This window comes from Mesorhizobium sp. P2_F5 (assembly GCF_056403715.1).
Window position 1 is genome coordinate 553,386 of sequence record NZ_JBFUEY010000004.1, and the last position, 16,232, is coordinate 569,617.

General features: G+C 63.1%; 17 protein-coding genes. 7 read left to right on the plus strand and 10 right to left on the minus strand.

The annotated features are described in order from the left end of the window. The first annotated feature begins 24 nt into the window (after nucleotides 1-24). Complete coding sequence (locus AC1DYO_RS09195) at nucleotides 25-1,335, plus strand: hemolysin family protein (RefSeq protein ID WP_477262391.1); 1,311 nt, start codon at nucleotides 25-27, stop codon at nucleotides 1,333-1,335. Between the two features lie 13 nt (nucleotides 1,336-1,348). On the opposite strand, the gene AC1DYO_RS09200 is transcribed toward AC1DYO_RS09195, so the two are convergent. From AC1DYO_RS09200 to AC1DYO_RS09230, 7 genes are all read right to left on the minus strand, one after another. Continuing rightward, nucleotides 1,349-2,227: a DMT family transporter gene (locus AC1DYO_RS09200; RefSeq protein WP_477262475.1), complete on the minus strand. Its 879-nt coding sequence runs from the start codon at nucleotides 2,225-2,227 to the stop codon at nucleotides 1,349-1,351. Between the two features lie 148 nt (nucleotides 2,228-2,375). Continuing rightward, entirely contained in the window at nucleotides 2,376-3,938 is a 1,563-nt protein-coding gene (locus tag AC1DYO_RS09205) for a DHA2 family efflux MFS transporter permease subunit (protein ID WP_477262393.1), read from the minus strand. Nucleotides 3,939-3,945: 7 nt separating this feature from the next. Next, nucleotides 3,946-5,049, minus strand: coding sequence for an HlyD family secretion protein (locus tag AC1DYO_RS09210; RefSeq protein ID WP_477262395.1), 1,104 nt, complete (start codon nucleotides 5,047-5,049; stop codon nucleotides 3,946-3,948). Further along, nucleotides 5,046-5,600: a winged helix-turn-helix transcriptional regulator gene (locus AC1DYO_RS09215; RefSeq protein WP_477262397.1), complete on the minus strand. Its 555-nt coding sequence runs from the start codon at nucleotides 5,598-5,600 to the stop codon at nucleotides 5,046-5,048. Before AC1DYO_RS09215 ends, AC1DYO_RS09210 begins: the two co-directional genes overlap by 4 nt. An 83-nt stretch (nucleotides 5,601-5,683) precedes the next feature. After that, nucleotides 5,684-5,992, minus strand: a complete 309-nt coding sequence (locus AC1DYO_RS09220; protein WP_477262399.1) for a hypothetical protein — start codon at nucleotides 5,990-5,992, stop codon at nucleotides 5,684-5,686. Nucleotides 5,993-6,169: 177 nt separating this feature from the next. Beyond that, entirely contained in the window at nucleotides 6,170-6,646 is a 477-nt protein-coding gene (locus tag AC1DYO_RS09225) for a hypothetical protein (RefSeq protein ID WP_477262401.1), read from the minus strand. Nucleotides 6,647-6,810: 164 nt separating this feature from the next. Next, complete coding sequence (locus AC1DYO_RS09230; RefSeq protein ID WP_477262403.1) at nucleotides 6,811-7,215, minus strand: hypothetical protein; 405 nt, start codon at nucleotides 7,213-7,215, stop codon at nucleotides 6,811-6,813. 460 nt (nucleotides 7,216-7,675) lie between these two features. Between AC1DYO_RS09230 and AC1DYO_RS09235 the strand changes: the two genes are divergently transcribed. Both AC1DYO_RS09235 and AC1DYO_RS09240 read left to right on the plus strand, forming a co-directional pair. Next, a complete protein-coding gene (locus AC1DYO_RS09235; RefSeq protein ID WP_477262405.1) occupies nucleotides 7,676-8,644 on the plus strand; it encodes a LysR family transcriptional regulator in 969 nt (322 codons plus the stop codon). Between the two features lie 166 nt (nucleotides 8,645-8,810). Continuing rightward, nucleotides 8,811-10,112 (plus strand): glucoamylase family protein, encoded by a 1,302-nt coding sequence (locus AC1DYO_RS09240; RefSeq protein ID WP_477262407.1) that lies wholly within the window; start codon nucleotides 8,811-8,813, stop codon nucleotides 10,110-10,112. 161 nt (nucleotides 10,113-10,273) lie between these two features. Here the strand turns inward: AC1DYO_RS09240 and AC1DYO_RS09245 are convergent, their stop codons facing one another. Further along, the gene (locus AC1DYO_RS09245) at nucleotides 10,274-10,879 is read right to left on the minus strand and encodes an NADPH-dependent FMN reductase (RefSeq protein WP_181058757.1); all 606 of its coding nucleotides are present in this window, start codon (nucleotides 10,877-10,879) and stop codon (nucleotides 10,274-10,276) included. Nucleotides 10,880-10,968: 89 nt separating this feature from the next. Between AC1DYO_RS09245 and AC1DYO_RS09250 the strand changes: the two genes are divergently transcribed. After that, on the plus strand, nucleotides 10,969-11,337 hold the full coding sequence (locus AC1DYO_RS09250) for a winged helix-turn-helix transcriptional regulator (RefSeq protein WP_477262409.1): 369 nt from the start codon (nucleotides 10,969-10,971) through the stop codon (nucleotides 11,335-11,337). A gap of 160 nt (nucleotides 11,338-11,497) precedes the next feature. Here AC1DYO_RS09250 and AC1DYO_RS09255 read toward each other — a convergent pair whose 3' ends face one another. Together AC1DYO_RS09255 and AC1DYO_RS09260 are read right to left on the minus strand one after the other, a co-directional pair. Then, a complete protein-coding gene (locus AC1DYO_RS09255) occupies nucleotides 11,498-11,701 on the minus strand; it encodes a hypothetical protein (RefSeq protein ID WP_477262411.1) in 204 nt (67 codons plus the stop codon). Nucleotides 11,702-11,815: 114 nt separating this feature from the next. Then, nucleotides 11,816-12,211: an acyl-CoA thioesterase gene (locus tag AC1DYO_RS09260; RefSeq protein WP_477262413.1), complete on the minus strand. Its 396-nt coding sequence runs from the start codon at nucleotides 12,209-12,211 to the stop codon at nucleotides 11,816-11,818. A 227-nt stretch (nucleotides 12,212-12,438) separates the two neighbouring features. Here AC1DYO_RS09260 and AC1DYO_RS09265 point away from each other — a divergent pair, with 227 nt between their 5' ends. Genes AC1DYO_RS09265 through AC1DYO_RS09275 form a run of 3 tightly spaced genes read left to right on the plus strand, consistent with a single transcriptional unit; the run spans nucleotide 12,439 to nucleotide 16,195 of the window. Beyond that, complete coding sequence (locus AC1DYO_RS09265) at nucleotides 12,439-14,055, plus strand: GMC family oxidoreductase (protein ID WP_477262415.1); 1,617 nt, start codon at nucleotides 12,439-12,441, stop codon at nucleotides 14,053-14,055. Further along, nucleotides 14,052-15,266: a mandelate racemase/muconate lactonizing enzyme family protein gene (locus tag AC1DYO_RS09270; RefSeq protein ID WP_477262417.1), complete on the plus strand. Its 1,215-nt coding sequence runs from the start codon at nucleotides 14,052-14,054 to the stop codon at nucleotides 15,264-15,266. Before AC1DYO_RS09265 ends, AC1DYO_RS09270 begins: the two co-directional genes overlap by 4 nt. Further along, nucleotides 15,263-16,195, plus strand: a complete 933-nt coding sequence (locus AC1DYO_RS09275; RefSeq protein ID WP_477262419.1) for an NAD(P)-dependent oxidoreductase — start codon at nucleotides 15,263-15,265, stop codon at nucleotides 16,193-16,195. Before AC1DYO_RS09270 ends, AC1DYO_RS09275 begins: the two co-directional genes overlap by 4 nt. The last annotated feature ends 37 nt before the right edge of the window (nucleotides 16,196-16,232 follow it).

Consider the following 16,232-nt stretch of genomic DNA (forward strand, 5'->3'; position numbering starts at 1 on the left):
CTGCGGCAATGCTATTGACCCCTGATGCTATACGTCGAAATCGCTACCGTGGTCGTCCTCATCTGTGTGAACGGCCTTCTGTCGATGTCCGAACTCGCCATCGTTTCGTCGCGCCCGGCACGGCTCAAGGCGATGATCGACCGTGGCGTCAATGGCGCCGGGCGCGCGCTGGCACTCGGCTCCAACCCCGGCAAATTCCTGTCGTCGGTGCAGATAGGCATCACTCTGGTCGGCGTGCTGTCCGGCGCCTTTTCCGGCGCCACGCTGGGCGACAGGCTGTCGGTGTACCTGGCCTCGACCGGCATCCGCGAAAACATCGCCGATCCGCTCGGCGTCGGCATCGTCGTTGCCATCATCACCTATTTCTCGCTGATCGTCGGCGAACTGGTGCCCAAGCAGATCGCGCTGCGCGATCCAGAACGCGTCGCCGCCCGCGCCGCCCCGGCGATGACCATCCTCGCCACCGTCTCGGCGCCGCTGGTCTTCCTGCTCGACATTTCCGGCCGCGCCATATTGTGGCTGCTCGGTCAGCACGGCGAGAGCGAGGAGAGGGTCACCGACGAGGAGATCAAGATGCTGGTCGCAGAGGCAGAGCATCACGGCACCATCGAATCCGACGAGCGGCGCATGATCGCCGGCGTCATGCGGCTCGGCGACCGCGCCGTGCGCGCGGTGATGACGCCGCGCACCGAGGTCGACTGGATCAATCTGCAGGCGGATGAGAGTGCCATCCGCAAGCTGTTGATGGACACCCAGCATTCGCGCCTGCCGGCGGGCGATGGCGGTGTCGACGTCATGGTCGGCGTCGTCCAGACCCGCGATGTGCTGGCGGCGATCCTTGCCGGCCGCGCGCTCGACCCGCGCAAGCATGTGCGCACGGCCCCCATCGTCTATGACCAGGCCGACGCGCTAGATGTGCTGCAGAAGCTGAAGGATTCCGACGTGCCGATGGCGTTGGTTCATGACGAATACGGCCATTTCGAAGGCATCGTCACCCCCGCAGACATTCTGGAAGCCATCACCGGCGTCTTCCGCGCCGACCTCGACGCCGGTGAAGAGGAAAACGCCGTCAAGCGCGAGGACGGTTCATGGCTGCTCGCCGGCTACATGCAGGCCGACGAGATGGCGGAAGTTCTCGGCATAGACCTGCCGGAAAACCGCGACTACGAAACCGTCGCCGGCTATGTTCTGTCGCACATGCACCATCTGCCGGCGACCGGCGAATGCGTCGACGCGCAGGGCTGGCGCTTCGAGGTCGTTGACCTCGACGGCCGCCGCATCGACAAGCTGATCGCCACCCGCCTGCCGAGCGGCCATCGCGAGGTGGTGCGTTGACAACAGCGCCCGTTTAGACCGCGGCTTCGATCGGTTCGGCAAGCTTCGGACTGGAGCGCGAGGCGATCAGGCAACTGGCGACGATCAGGGCGGCACCCGCCAGCGTGGTCCAGGTCGCCGCCTCGTCGAAGAACAGCCAGCCAAACACGATCGCCCAGATGAAGGCCGAGTATTCGGTCGGGATCAGATATTGCGCTTCGGCCCGCGCATAGGACCAGCTCATCAGGAATTGGCCAGAAAGGGACAACGCCGTCACGCCGGCCAGGGAAAGCCAGAGATTGGCCGGCAGGGCGACGGCCAGCCAGGGCGCGGCGGGGAGAAGGACGGCGGCAACGCACAGGTTCTGGAACAGCATGATTTCGACTGGTTTGGCCACCAGCGCCTGCCGCCGCGAGAGGATCAGATTATAGGCGTAGAACACCGTCGATGCGAGCACCGCCACCGTCCCAAGCAGGGCATCGCTGGTGTAGCTGCCCTGCCCGAACTGTCCGGCCATGATGATGACGACACCGGCAATGCCGGCCAGCGACGCCCAGATCGCCTGACGCTGAATGCGTTCGCCCAAGAGCAGCGCAGCCAGCAGGAGAGCAAATAGCGGCGCGACGAAACTTAACCCAATCCCATCCGCCAGCGGCAATCTGGCAAGCCCCCAGAAGAACGACAGCAGAACGATGCCGACGACCACGGCGCGCAGCGCATGCAGCCTGAGCACGGAAGGCGTGGGAAGCGAGCGCGGCCCCGCCGCCCAGGCCGTGCCCGCAATTACGGTCGCCAGCATGCTGCGCCACAGCACCGTGTTGTAGACGCCGACGGCGATGACCAGGATCTTCATCGCCGCATCCATGGCTGACAAAAGGAAGATCGCGACTGCACAGACCAGCACCGGGATCATGGGGGAAACGATGCCTGTCAGGCTGGGTGACTTCACGGGACATGCTCATGTGATGGATCGCAGCCGGCTATATCAGAGCAAAACGACAGGGCCAGATGGCAGCCCTGTCCATATGGCGGTCCAACGGCGGTCCAACGGCGGTCCAGCTTCAGTGTGCGTCGGGCGGCGGCGCTTTTGGTGTGACGTTGCGCAGGAATGGAACCAGCGCGGTGGCAATGACGAACGCCACCATGATCACCAGGAACGCATCGGCGTAGGCCATCGTCGAGGCCTCGCGATAGGCCAGCTGCCAGAGCTGCTTCAGCGCCGCGGCATGACCATCGGCGACAGCACCCGGCAACTGGCCATAACGCTGCCCGACATTGTCGAGGAGCCGCATCGCCGCTTCGTTTTGCGGCGTCAGATGCGAAGCGATGGTCAGGAAATGGAAGTTGGTGCGGTCGTTGAGGATCGCGCCGCAAATGGCGATGCCGACCGCGCCGCCGAGATTGCGCATCGTGTTGAACAGGCCGCTGGCATATTTCAGCCGCTCCGGCGGCAGGCTGCCGAGGCCGAGATTGACGCTCGGCGCCACCGCGAAGACCTGCGGGAAGCCACGAAAGATCTGCGGCAGAAGCAGCTCGGCCGCGCCCCACTGGCTGGTGATGGCGCTAAAGCTCCACATCGACGCACCGAAGGATGCCAGCCCGAACATCATCAGCCAGCGCGTGTCGAAGCGCTTGGCAAGGAAGATGTAGACGGGCACGCCGACCATCGACGCGACGCCGGTGGAAAACACCGCCACCCCGGTCTGGAAGGCGTCGTAGCCCCTGACATAACCGAGGAACAGCGGCGTCAGATAGATTGTGGCGAAGATGCCGATGCCGGTGACGAAGGACAGGAAGCAGCCAATGGCAAAATTGCGGTTACCGAAGGCGCGAAAATCCACCACTGGCTGCGCATAGGTCAGGCTGCGGATGACGAACAGAACCATGGTAACGCTGGCAACGATGGCGCCGTTGCGGATCGTCGCATCGTCGAACCAGTTCCAGCGCGTGCCCTCCTCCAGCACATATTCGGCCGTGCCGAGGCTGACCGCCATCAGCACCATGCCGATATAGTCGGCGCCTTTCAGCAGCGACGGATCGGCCTTGTCGATCTTGACCAGCAGCGCGACGAGGATGGTGATGATGGTGCCGGGAATGACGTTGACATAGAACAGCCAGTGCCAGTTCAGCGTATCGGTGATCCAGCCGCCGATGACGGGGCCGAGCGTCGGCGCGATCGACGCGATGCTGCCGACCACCGCCGCCGCATAGACCCGCCTCGGCCCCTGGAAATAGTGGAACGACGAGGTGAACACCGTCGGGATCATCGACGCGCCGAGCAGGCCCTGCAGCGCGCGGAACACGATCATGCTTTCGATGCTCCAGGCGAAGCCGCACAGCATGCTGGCCAGCGTGAAGCCGGCTGCCGAGAAGGTGAACAGCCAGCGTGTCGAGAACACACGGGTGAGCCAGCCCGACAGCGGAATGACGATGATCTCCGCCACCAGATAGGAGGTCTGCACCCAGCCGATCTGGTCCTGCGCCGCCGACAGGCCGCCACCAATATCCTGCAGCGAGGACGCCACGATCTGGATGTCGAGCAGCGCGATGAACATCCCGACGCACATCACCATGAACGGCAGGATGCTGACGAAAAAGGACTGGGGGGCAGCGCGCTCTGACATGGCGTCCTCAGTGCGACGCGGTATCGACCGTGACGACGGTGGAGAGGCCTGGCCGCAGCGCAACCTTCTGCGCCTGGTCCTGGTCGATCGTGATCCGGACCGGAACGCGCTGGACGATCTTGGTGAAATTGCCGGTCGCGTTCTGCGGCGGGATCACGCTGAAGATCGCCCCGGTCGCCGGCCCCAGGCTGGTGACATGGCCTTTGAGCGGCGCATCGGGCGCGATGTCGGTATAGACCGTGGCAGCCTGGCCGTCGGCCATGTTGCGCAGCTGGTCTTCCTTGAAATTGGCGTCGACCCAGAGCCCCGATGCCGGAACGATGGTCAGCAGATAGCTGCCCGGGGAGACATAGGTGCCGACCTGCGCCAGCCTGTTGCCGACGACGCCGTCGATGGGTGAGCGTATCTCAGTGAAGCCGAGATCGAGTTCGGCCGTATCGACATCCGCCTTGGCGGCCGCAACCGCGGCGGTGGCTTCCGCGATCTGGGTGTTGAGCACGTCGAGTTGTTGCTTGGCGGCTGCAAGACCGGCGCGCGAGGCGGCAACGGTGGCCTTGGCCTGACCGTCGGCGGCAAGGCTTCTCTGCGCATCCTGCTGCGTTCCGGCCCTGGTGGTGGCCAGCACTTCGTAGCGCTTGGCATCCTGTTCGGTGAAGGTAGCGGCAGCGCTCTTGGCCTCAAGATCGGCCACGGCCTGCTCGATCACCGAATTCTGCAGCGAGATTTGGGCGCGCAGATTGTCGAGCGCCGATTGCTGCTGCTGAGCGGAAGCCTGCGCATGCTCCAGCGCTGCCTTGAACGGCCGGTCATCGATCCGGATGATCAGCTGTCCCGCGGCGACATGCTGATTGTCCTCGACGAGGATCTGATCGATATGGCCGGCAACCCGCGGCGCCAGCGGCGTGACGTTGCCGCCGACATAGGCATCGTCGGTGGAGACAAGGAAGCGCCCAGCCTGCCACCACTGGACGCCGTACCATCCGGCGGCGGCGATGGCGATCACCGCTGCCAGCGTCAGCCACGGCTTGCGGCGCTTTTTGGCGGGCGCGGCGATCTGCACGACCGGTGGCTGCGCCGGCTGCAGTTCGGCAGCGGAAAGAACCTTGTTCATTGGCGGCGCGCCTCATCGGACCTGTGCTCGATCACTGTGTTCTCCACCAGCGGAAGGCCTGAGCCCGCGCTGCTGAAGCGATACCGCTGCCGCATGCGATCGGTCGCTGTCGGCCCCGTCGCCAGGGCGAAGCCCTCGCTGTCGAGTTCGCTGCCGGTTTGGCGATCAACCAGAACCGGCTCGGCCCAGCGGCCGTCTGCCTTGTCCACCACCACCAGGCTCGGGCCCTCGGGCGCCAGATGCTTGTTGCCCCAGGCGAGCAGGGAAAGCAGAACCGGGCGGAAATCGCGCGCCTTGGCGGTCAGCACATATTCATGGCGAAGCGGCCGTTCGCAGTAGACACGCTTCTCGAACAGGCCGCGCTCGACCAGGCTGTTCAGCCGCCGCGTCAGGATGTTGGGCGCAATGTCCAGGCTCTTCTGAAACTGGTCGAAGCGCGTCAGACCCTGGAACGCGTCCCTGAGCAAAAGAATACTCCACCACTCCCCGACAGCGTCGAGGCTGCGCGCGATGGGGCACGGGCGGGTTTCGAAGCTTGTTTTTGCAACCATGGCAGAGGTCTCTTTCAAAATGAAAGTGACTTATAGCCAAGTTAGTTGCATTATGCAAGTCACTCGGGCGTGATCGGCGATAGCTACGCTGTCGGCGGCTCGGTGGGCTTCGAGGTGAAATGGTAGTCTGACGCCACGTCACGATCGGCGTCCGGACCAGCGACGTGCTGGCGGCGAAATTCCGGTTGCATGTAGAGAGCTTCGATTTCCGCGAAATAGTGTGAATGTGTTGCCGTCCGGATAACTGACCGTGGTCTATCCACCTTTGGCAAGCGTTCCATGACGAACCTGACGGCTTCCTTGAGACTCGTGTCGCGGAGATGGGTTGTCACATTCTTGCTTCTGGAAAGCGTGAGTACGGTTGCCGGGATTTTGGGATCGATCTGGAGCATCTTCGGATCTCGGGCAATTCGAGAGATTGGCCTTGGAGGGCGAGATCATGCGCACGCTGCGCAAGGTCGATCGCCCTGAATCCGTTTTGGATTTCAGTTTCCTGATAGCACCGGCGAAGAAAGGGACGCCCGCGAGCGGAACCCACGGGCGTCAGACAGTCCGTTCGGTGGATGATTTCAGTCGTTCGGGCCGTAGCCGTTTGGATAATATCCGCCATCGCCGCCGTTGCCCATCAAGAAGGCGCTGCCGGTGTCAACCCGGAGCTGCTGGCTCAAACCATCGAGTTGGTGCAATAACTGCTGATACTCGCCAACCGATATCGCGCCATGTCCCGCGGCTCTTTGGGCAGCCTGGCTGATGTGAGCGGCCCGCATATGCAGTTTATGCGCCTCGGCCGGCTCGATCTTTTTCACTTGCATCGCGTCCTCGATGCCTTTGTCCACGCCCTGCACCTGATTGATCAAGGCTGTCACGCGGCGGCCGGTGATACCGTAGTCCACGCCCTGTGCTTGACCGATCGAGCCTGTCACGAGTGGATCAGTATGGAACGCCTGGTTGTTGACAGTGTCGGCGGCATCGAGCGCACCGGCATAGGCAACGCCGCCGGCGCAAAGAGCAAGCGCTGTGCCGATATAGATAGCTTTGATGTTCATGATATGGTCTCCTTCCTGATTGAGCGACCGTCCCATCGACGACCGCGGTGTAATCTGTTGGTGGCGGAGGTTGGCTAGATCGACGTTGGCACTAAGGTGTGCGCTGCCTCCGCGAGGGCGGAACGCCTTGGGTCTATCGATGAATGGAGTTGGCGCCGGCTTGGCTACGGGCAGTAATAGCGATGCACGCCCCACCCGTACGAGCGGTAGTTCCCGCAGTACGGTCCATATTGGCCAAGTCCAAAGAATGGGACAAAGAAGTCGTCTAGGTCGTCACCGCCATGGAAGCGACCAAAATGGCGCCTTCCGTAGAAGCGATGATCGCCATTGAAGCGGTGACGCATGCCGAAGCCGCGATGCATGGCGAAGCTACCATTGCTCCTGTTGAACGAATGGTCGCCGAAGCTGCGGCCGCCACCGAAGCCGCCATGATTCCTGAAGTCGCCACGGCTCCTGATGAATGTGGCGCCGCCATCACCGCCGCCACCAGCGATCGACGCCGTTGCCGAGCCGGTCGCCAGCAGGGCGCCCAGGGCGATCGTTGCCAGCATTGTCGTTGAGTTTCTCATAACACGCACTCCTTCGAGCAGACGGCTGCTCACCGTAGCGATGCGGGTGCGGTCGAACTTGGAGACGCGACCCTTCAGCATCGCAGAGCTGGCGTTTCGGGATTCTGCCGTCATGCCGGTCGCGATGGGGCTACCGCCGACGGTTCTCGATCCGCTTGGATTCGAGATGGGCATTTGGCCGGCAAATGATAATTGGCGATGCCCGGAAGAAGGTATTTGGATTTTACGAAGACTGTCCCGCCGCTCAATTTCCTTCGGTCGCGGCCTCAGGCCGCGTCGCGGGGTGCGGCGCCCTTCGGGCGCTGACCATCACGATGTCGCGACAAGGCCTTCTCGCCCGGCGTGCGTTTATTGATTGCCTGGCTTTCGGCACATATGTGCAAGGGGTTGGCATCAGGGCGAACAGCCTGTCCATGAAGTCGGAGATTGGCCGGCGTTTTGACTATCGCGAGTATTCGGAGTGGCTCCTTTCCAGCTCACTGAACTGACCGCCTTCGTGGCAGTCGCGGAACATCTCAGCTTCACCAAAGCGGCGGCTGAGGTCGGGATCGCCCTGCCCACCATGAGCCAGACCATCCGGTCGCTCGAGGATCGGCTCGGCGTTCGGCTGTTCAATCGCACCACGCGTAGCGTCGCCATGACGGAGGCCGGGGTTCGCCTTCTGGCTGAAGTACAGCCGATCCTCCAAGGCATCGATCACGCTCTCGAGAGCGTCAATTCGTTCCGCGACAAACCAATTGGGGCATTGCGCCTGGCTGTCTCGCGGCCGACCGCCGCGATACTGGCCCCCATGGTGCTCCCGCCGCTCATCCAGCCATTTCTCGCGGAATACCCTGCCATTCACCTTGAAATCCATGTCGATGACACGAACAACGACATTGTCAGCGGCAGGTTCGATGCCGGGATTCGTGTCGGGCACAAGATCGAGCGCGACATGACGATCTTGCGCATCGCGGACGAGTTCAGGATGCTTGCGGTCGCCGCTCCAAGTTATTTGGCGCGGCATTCGAGACCATCCCTTCCAAAAGATCTGCATGCCCACGACTGCATCCAATTCAGGTCGCCCTTAGATGGCTCCATACATCCCTGGGTCTTCACCCAGGGCGATCAGCACACCGAGATTGCCGTCGAAGGCTCGCTCATTGTCAATGATCTTGACATGCTGCTGGCCACAACTCTCGAAGGAGTCGGTATCGGCTACCTCCCGGAGCCGATCGTCGCGAGGCATCTTGCGCGAGGCCGCCTGCTGACCTTGCTGGAGGGCTGGAGTCACACGCTGCCTGGCGTTTTCCTTTATCATCCCAGCCGTCGTCAAACGCCCATGCCGCTTCAGGTCTTTCTCAGATTCATCGAGAAATGGCGCAAGAGCGCCTTGGCGGCTCATCGCTCTCGTGAAACCGGCGGCCAAGGTCGCCAAGCGGCAGAATAGCCCATTCTCGCGCGGCAAGAACGGCTCGATGAGATGGAGTAGGATCGCGCGGGCCGCCGGCACATTTCGGCCAGGGCGTCTATCGCTATCCGCCTTCGCCTTCCTCACTTATGATTGACCAGCCAAAAAGGTGGGAAGCGCAGCGAAAGCCTCTATATCGATAGCCATGGATGCATCGAACGAACACGCGCAGAACGACGAGCTTCTCCAAGATATCCAGCGCCTGTCCTTCGAGTATTTTCTCAACGAGGCCAATCCTGCCAACGGCCTGGTCGCCGACCGCAACACTTCAGCGTCGCCTGCCAGCATAGCCGCCGTCGGGCTCGCTCTGTCTTCTTATCCCGTCGGTGTCGAACGCGGCTTCATGACGCGCGCCGCCGCAATCGAGCGGACGCTAGCTACCCTGCGCTTCTTCTGGAACGCACCGCACGGTCCGGAGCCCGATGCCACCGGCTACAAAGGCTTCTACTATCATTTCCTCGACATGCAGACCGGCGGCCGTGTCTGGAACTGCGAGCTATCCACGGTCGATACCGCACTTCTGCTGGCCGGCGTACTGGCCGCCGGCGCCTATTTCGACGAAGACGATGAACCCGAACTGGAAATCCGCCGGCTCGCCGATGCACTCTACCGCCGCGCCGACTGGCGCTGGGCACAAAATGGCGGTGCCACCGTCACCCATGGCTGGCGGCCTGAAAAAGGCTTCCTGCGCTATCGCTGGGAAGGATTTGACGAAGCGCTGATCCTGTACGTGCTTGGTTTGGGATCGCCGACCCACTCGCTGCCGCCCGAGAGCTACGCAGCCTGGCTGTCCACCTACAAGTGGAAGACAATCTACGGCCGTGAGATGATCTATGCCGGTCCGCTTTTCATCCACCAGTTCTCGCATATCTGGATCGACTTTCGCGGCATCCGCGATGCCTTCATGCATGACCACGATAGCGACTATTTCCAGAACAGCCGCCAGGCGACCTACCTGCAGCGCGACTACGCCATCCGCAATCCGAAGGGATTCAACGGCTACGGCGAGAATTGCTGGGGCCTCACCGCCAGCGACGGCCCGGGCCCGACCAAGCGCGAAATGAGGCTCGATGGCCGCCGCTTCTTCGGCTACCTCGCGCGCGGCGCGCCTTTCGGCCCGGATGACGGCACGCTGTCGCCCTGGGCGGCGATCGCCTCATTGCCCTTTGCGCCGGAAATCGTGCTGCCGGCGCTGCGCCATTTCCACGACATGGACCTGCACGACGGCAACCCCTACGGCTTCACCGCAAGCTTCAATCCGACGATCGCCGCCGCTGACGGCCGCGCCTGCGGCTGGGTCTCGCCGGACCATGTCGGCATCAACCAGGGTCCGATCGCCCTGATGATCGAGAATTACCGGTCGGACTTCCTGTGGCGGCTGATGCGCCGTGTGCCGGCCATCGCTACAGGTCTGCGCCAAGCTGGCTTTTCCGGCGGTTGGCTGTAGCGGCGGCGATCCATCGCGCATGGCCGTCAAGGCATCAGCACGACCTTGTCGATCCGACTGCATCATCCGGCCACGGCAGGCCGAACGCGCCCCTTCACGCAAATGAAAAAGGGCGGCGCAAGCGCCGCCCTTCGAAGATGCTTTCCCTTGGGAGGATAGGCTCAGGCCGCCTGGGCTTCGCCGGCAATCGCGTCGGCCTGACGCGCTGCCTTGAGCACGCGGGCCCACCAGGCAACGTCGTTGACCAGGGCTGCGGCTGCCTGGTTCAGATGCTCGATCTCCTCAAGCTTCTTCTCGCCCTGGCGTACGGCAAGGAAATCGCCCCAGGCGATGTGAACGGCGGACTTGACCGGCGCCATCTGCAGCTCGACGGCGGCAAGGCGCAGATGTTCGACAGCGCGCGAGCCGCCGACGCTGCCATAACCGACGAAACCGGCCGGCTTCTTGTTCCATTCATTGGCGGCGTAATCGATAGCGTTCTTCAGCACGGCCGTCGGGCCATGATTGTACTCGGCGGCGGTGAAGATGAAGCCGTCGAATTCGGCGACCTTCTTCTGCCAGCGTTTCGCAACTTCATTCTGCGACGGCGCCCAGGCGGACGAGGCAACCTCGTCGAAGAAGGGCAGCGGCCAGTCGCGCAGGTCGACGATCTCGACATCGATGTCGGCATGCGTCTTGGCGATCTTGGCGATCCACTGTGCGGGTACGTCGGCGAAACGCGCGGCGCGTGTCGAACCGACAACAATGGCGATTTTGGGCTTGGACATGGGGCTCTCCATATATGTAAAAGCTGGTATCGTTTGGATACCGGCGCTATATGAGATACTGTCAAACCACTGCGCAAGGAGGCACCGTTTTGTTACTGAGGCACCCGCACAACACCGAAGACTGCCGCGCCGTCTCGGAAATCCTGCAGCGCGTCGGCGACAAATGGACCGTCCTGGTCGTCGGCAAGCTCGGCGCCGGACCACTGCGTTTCAATGAATTGCGCGCGGCCGTCGGCGGCATTTCACAGAAGATGCTGACCACCACTTTGCGTGGTCTGGAGCGTGACGGCTTCGTCACCCGGACCGTGTTTCCGACCATCCCGCCGCGCGTCGATTATGAGCTGACCGAGCTCGGCCATGAGCTGCTGATCCCGGTCAGCGCGCTCGGCGAATGGGCGCGCAGGAACACCGTGCGCGTCCAGGCGGCGCGCGAGAAATTCGATGGCGTGCACGCCTGAGACCCTTGCTGCGCAAGGGCTTTGCCCTCGAAGACACGCGGTTCAGGTTCAACTGAGCCGCCTTGCATCCTCGGCCACGTCGTCGCGATCCAGCAGCCGGGTCTCGTTTGCCGGCGCATCATCACTTTGAGTCCAATAAGCGTCTTCTGCTGAGAGGCCTTCAGGCCTTTGACGCAGGGTTGATGCAACACATCGTGCCGCAGGTGTCGGCCCTCGCGGTCCGCTGGTCGCCGACTGTCCGGTCGTGCTTGCAGGCGACGCTCGGAAGCTCTTTCCTGATCTCGGTATAGGCGGTCGTGCCAAGCAGGCAGATCACCGCGACAACGGCCGCCACGAGCCAGCCGTTCAGCATATGTTGACGCATTGTCTTCCTCCGCCGTCCGCAGAATCGGAGACGAAGGCAACCATTGGATGTCGCGCAGCGCATCGCCCGCGCGGGAGATGTTACAAACTCGCAAGCTTGGCAGAATCGACGACGTCAGCTTTCCGCTGGCACTGGCTTTGGCTTGCCGTCGCTATCCAGCGCCACCATGACGAAATCGGCATGGGTGACCTTCTCCATCAGATCGGAGAGGTAGCGCTGCGCCCAGGCTTCGACCTTCAGCGTCATCGAGGTGCGGCCGACACGCTCGACATGGGTGTAGATGCACAGCGTGTCGCCGATCTTCATCGCCTTGGCGAAGGACATTTCCTTGACCGCCGCCGTCACCACGCGGCCCTTGGCGCGCTCCGCGGCGCGGATACCGCAGGCCAAGTCCATCTGCGCCATCACCCAGCCGCCAAAGATATCGCCGGCTGCATTGGCATCGGCCGGCATGGCGAGCGTACGCAAGGTCAGATCGCCGATCGGCCGGCCGTCAGCGTAGTGCACCATGCCGTTGCCCCCTTGAGATCGATTACCCTCGATCCCGTAGCGTCATGGCGCTGACAGGTCAACGCGATGCGCGAGGCCGGCTGCGCGCGATGTCGTTTCCTTGGTGACATTTCAGAACCACGCGCCTTCCAGTCGCTTTTTTCACAAGCCATGCCGGAAGCCGCAGGGACGCGGCCAAGCCGTCGCGGATAGGCTGCGGCCAGTTTTCCGGAGCCGTCCAAATTCACATGCAGACCTATGACTTCATCATCGTCGGCTCCGGCTCGGCCGGCTCGGTTCTTGCCGACAAATTGTCGGCTTCCGGCCGTTACTCCGTGCTGGTGCTGGAAGCCGGCGGAACCGACCGCCGCTTTTACGTCCAGATGCCGCTCGGCTACGGCAAGACCTTCTTCGACCCTGCGGTCAACTGGAACTACAAGCCCGAGCCGGACCCCGGCCTCGGCGGCAATGTCGACCACTGGCCGCGCGGCAAGCTGCTCGGCGGCTCCAGCTCGATCAACGCCATGGTCTGGATCAGGGGTGCGCGCGAGGATTTTGACGACTGGCGCGATGCCGGCAATCCCGGTTGGGGCTACGACGATCTGCTGCCGGCCTTCAAGGCGCTCGAGGACAATGAGGCCGGCGCCGACAGATGGCGCGGCACCGGCGGGCCGCTGCACATCACCGACACGACGAACGCCGTCCACCCGCTGACGAGGCGCTATCTCGCCGCCGGCCAGCAGGCCGGCCTACCGCTCAACCCCGACTTCAACGGCGCTGCCCAGGAGGGTGTCGGCGTCTATCAGATCTCGACCAAGGGTGGACGCCGCATGTCGGCAGCGCGCGCCTTCCTGCGCCCGGCGATGAAGCGAGGCAATGTCCGCGTCGAGACGAATGCGCTGGCGAGCAAGATTCTGTTCGAAGGCAAGCGCGCCGTTGGCATCGAGTACCTGCAGAACGGCGAGACGAAGACGGCGCGCGCCGGCCGCGAAGTCATCCTGTCCGCCGGCTCGATCAACTCGCCGCAGTTGCTGCAGCTATCCGGCATCGGCCCCTCGGCACTGCTCAAGGGGCTCGGCATCCCGGTCGTCGACGCCAACGAAAATGTCGGCGCGCATCTGCAGGACCATGTCGGCATCAACTATACCTTCAAGGGCAAGGTGCCGACGCTCAACCAGATTCTGCGCCCCTGGTGGGGCAAGCTGCTGGTCGGCATGCAATACATCCTGACCCGCTCCGGCCCGCTATCGCTGTCGATGAACCATGGCGGCGGTTTCTTCCGCACCGATCCGGCATTCTCGCGCCCCAACATGCAGCTCTATTTCCAGGCCTTCTCGACGGTCATCCCGAAGAGCGGCGAGCGGCCGATCCTGACGCCCGATCCGTGGCCGGGCTTCTCCATCGGCCTGTCCAACTGCCGCCCGTCGAGTCGCGGAGAGATCATGATCCGCTCCAGCAATCCGCTGGACTATCCCAAGATCGTCGCCAACGCCTATTCCACCAATGCCGATGTCGACGAAATGCTGGCGGCGGTGAAATTCGTGCGCAAGATCGCCTCTATGCCCGCCATGGCCGAAATCATCGCCGAAGAAGTCCTGCCGGGGCCATCGATCCAATCGGATGCCGACCTGATCACGGATTTCAGGAAACGCTCGGGCACCGTCTATCACCCGGTCTCGACCTGCCGCATGGGCCCCGATGCCGAGCAGGCGGTCGTCGACCCGCGCCTGAAAGTGCACGGGCTCGACGGCCTGCGCGTCATCGACGCCTCGATCTTTCCCGCCAACATCACCGGCAACACCAACGCCGCCTCCGTCATGACCGGATGGAAGGGCGCCGAACTGGTTCTGGAGGACCAAAAATGAAGATCACCGACGTCAAGACCTGGGTTGTCGGCAATCCGCCGCCCGGCATCGGCGGCAAATATTTCATCTTCGTCAAACTGACCACCGATGGCGGCGTCGTCGGCTATGGCGAGGCCTACAACGCTACCTTCTCGGCTCACATCACCGCCAAGCTCGTCGAAGACATGGCCGAGCGTTATCTGATCGGCCACGATCCACACGACATCGAGAACTTCTTCCGCCGCGCATATTCCTCCGGCTTCACCCAGCGCCCCGATGTGACCGGCATGGGCTGTTTCTCGGCGCTGGAAATGGCCTGCTGGGACATTGTCGGCAAGGAGGCCAACAAGCCGGTCTACAAACTGCTCGGCGGCCAGGTGCATGAGACGCTGCGCTCCTACACCTATCTCTATCCGCACACCGGCAGCGTCCATTCCGAAGACGCACCGGACGGCAGGAACGTCTACAACGACCCTGAAATGGCGGCGGCCTGCGCGCTCGAATATGTCGAGCAGGGTTTTAACGCCGTCAAGCTCGATCCGGCCGGTCCCTACACCGCCTTTGACGGCCACCAGCCGCGCCTCGTCGACATCGATGTCTCCGCCCGCATGATCAAGGCGATCCGCGAAGCTGTCGGCACCCGCGCCGATATATTGTTCGGTACGCATGGCCAGTTCACCGCGTCGGGTGCGCTGCGCATGGCGCGCGCCATCGAGCCCTATGATCCCTTGTGGTTCGAGGAGCCGGTGCCGCCTGATATGCCGGAAGTGATGGCGCAGGTGGCCCGCGGCACGTCGATCCCGATCGCTACCGGCGAGCGGCTGACGACCAAATTCGAATTCGCTCGCGTCATCGAAAACCGCGCCGCCACCATCCTGCAGCCGGACCTCGGCCGTTCCGGCGGCATTCTCGAAACCAAGAAGATCGCGGCGATGGCCGAGGCCTACCACATCCAGATCGCGCCGCACTGCTATTGCGGGCCGATCGTCGGTGCGGCCAACATCCAGCTGGCGGTGACGCTGCCCAACTTCCTCATTCTGGAATCGCTGAAGCAGTGGGACGGTTTCCACGCCACGCTGCTCAAGAAGAAGATCGAGTGGCAGGACGGCAACGTCATCCCATCGAAGGAGCCAGGCCTCGGCGTCGAGCTCAACGAGGCCGTCTGCGACGCGCATCCCTACACCGGCAAGGACCTGCATCTGCAGATGATGCAGACGCCGCTGATGCCGTGAGCGAGCGCTACGCCTTCATCGGCCTCGGCCATCTCGGCGGCAACCTTGCCGCCAGCCTGCTGCGCAACGGTTTTGCCGTCACCGTCTTCGACCGTGACCCCACGGCCGTCGAGCGCCTCGTGGCGCTCGGCGCCACCGCCGCGAGCAGTCCTGCCGAAGCGGCTGCGCGGTCCGGCAACGCCATCACGTGCCTGCCCTCGCCAAAGGTCAGCGAGGCGATACTGGCCGGCTCCGGCGGATTGCTCGAGGGCCTGCCCAAGGGCGGCACCTGGATCGAGATGTCGACCAATGGCCGCGAGGAGATTCTGCGCCTCGCCGCCCTCGCCTCGGCCAAAGGCATCGAGACGCTTGAGTGCCCGGTCACCGGTGGCGTGCATCTGGCGGCGGTCGGCAAAATCACCGCGCTGGTCGGCGGTAACGCCGCGCTCTACGAACGGCACCGCCCGGCCATGGAGGCTATGTGCTCAAAATCGTTTCTAATGGGGCCGGTCGGCTCGGCGGCGGTGATCAAGGTGATCACCAACATGCTGGCCTTCATCCACCTGGTCGCCGCCGGCGAGGCGCTGATGCTTGCCAAACAGGGTGGGCTCGATCTCGCCCAGTCCTACCACGCCATCGTTGCCTCTTCCGGCAACAGCTTCGTCCACGAGACCGAAAGCCAGCTCATTCTCAACGGCTCCTACGACATCGGCTTCACCATGGACCTGGCCTTGAAGGACCTCGGCTTCGCGCTCACCATGGCCGAGCAATCCGGCGTGCCGCTCGACCTCGCCACGCGCGTCAACGCGATTTTTGAGCAGGGCAAGGAAGCCTATGGCGGCGGCGCCTGGTCGACCCAGATCGTCAAATTGCTCGAGGACGCCGTCGGCACCGACCTGCGCGCGCCCGGTTTCCCGGCCAAACTTGAGACTTGGCCGGAAAATATTTAGCCAATGTCTTCAGCGGCTTAGCCCAGCCTTCAGAATC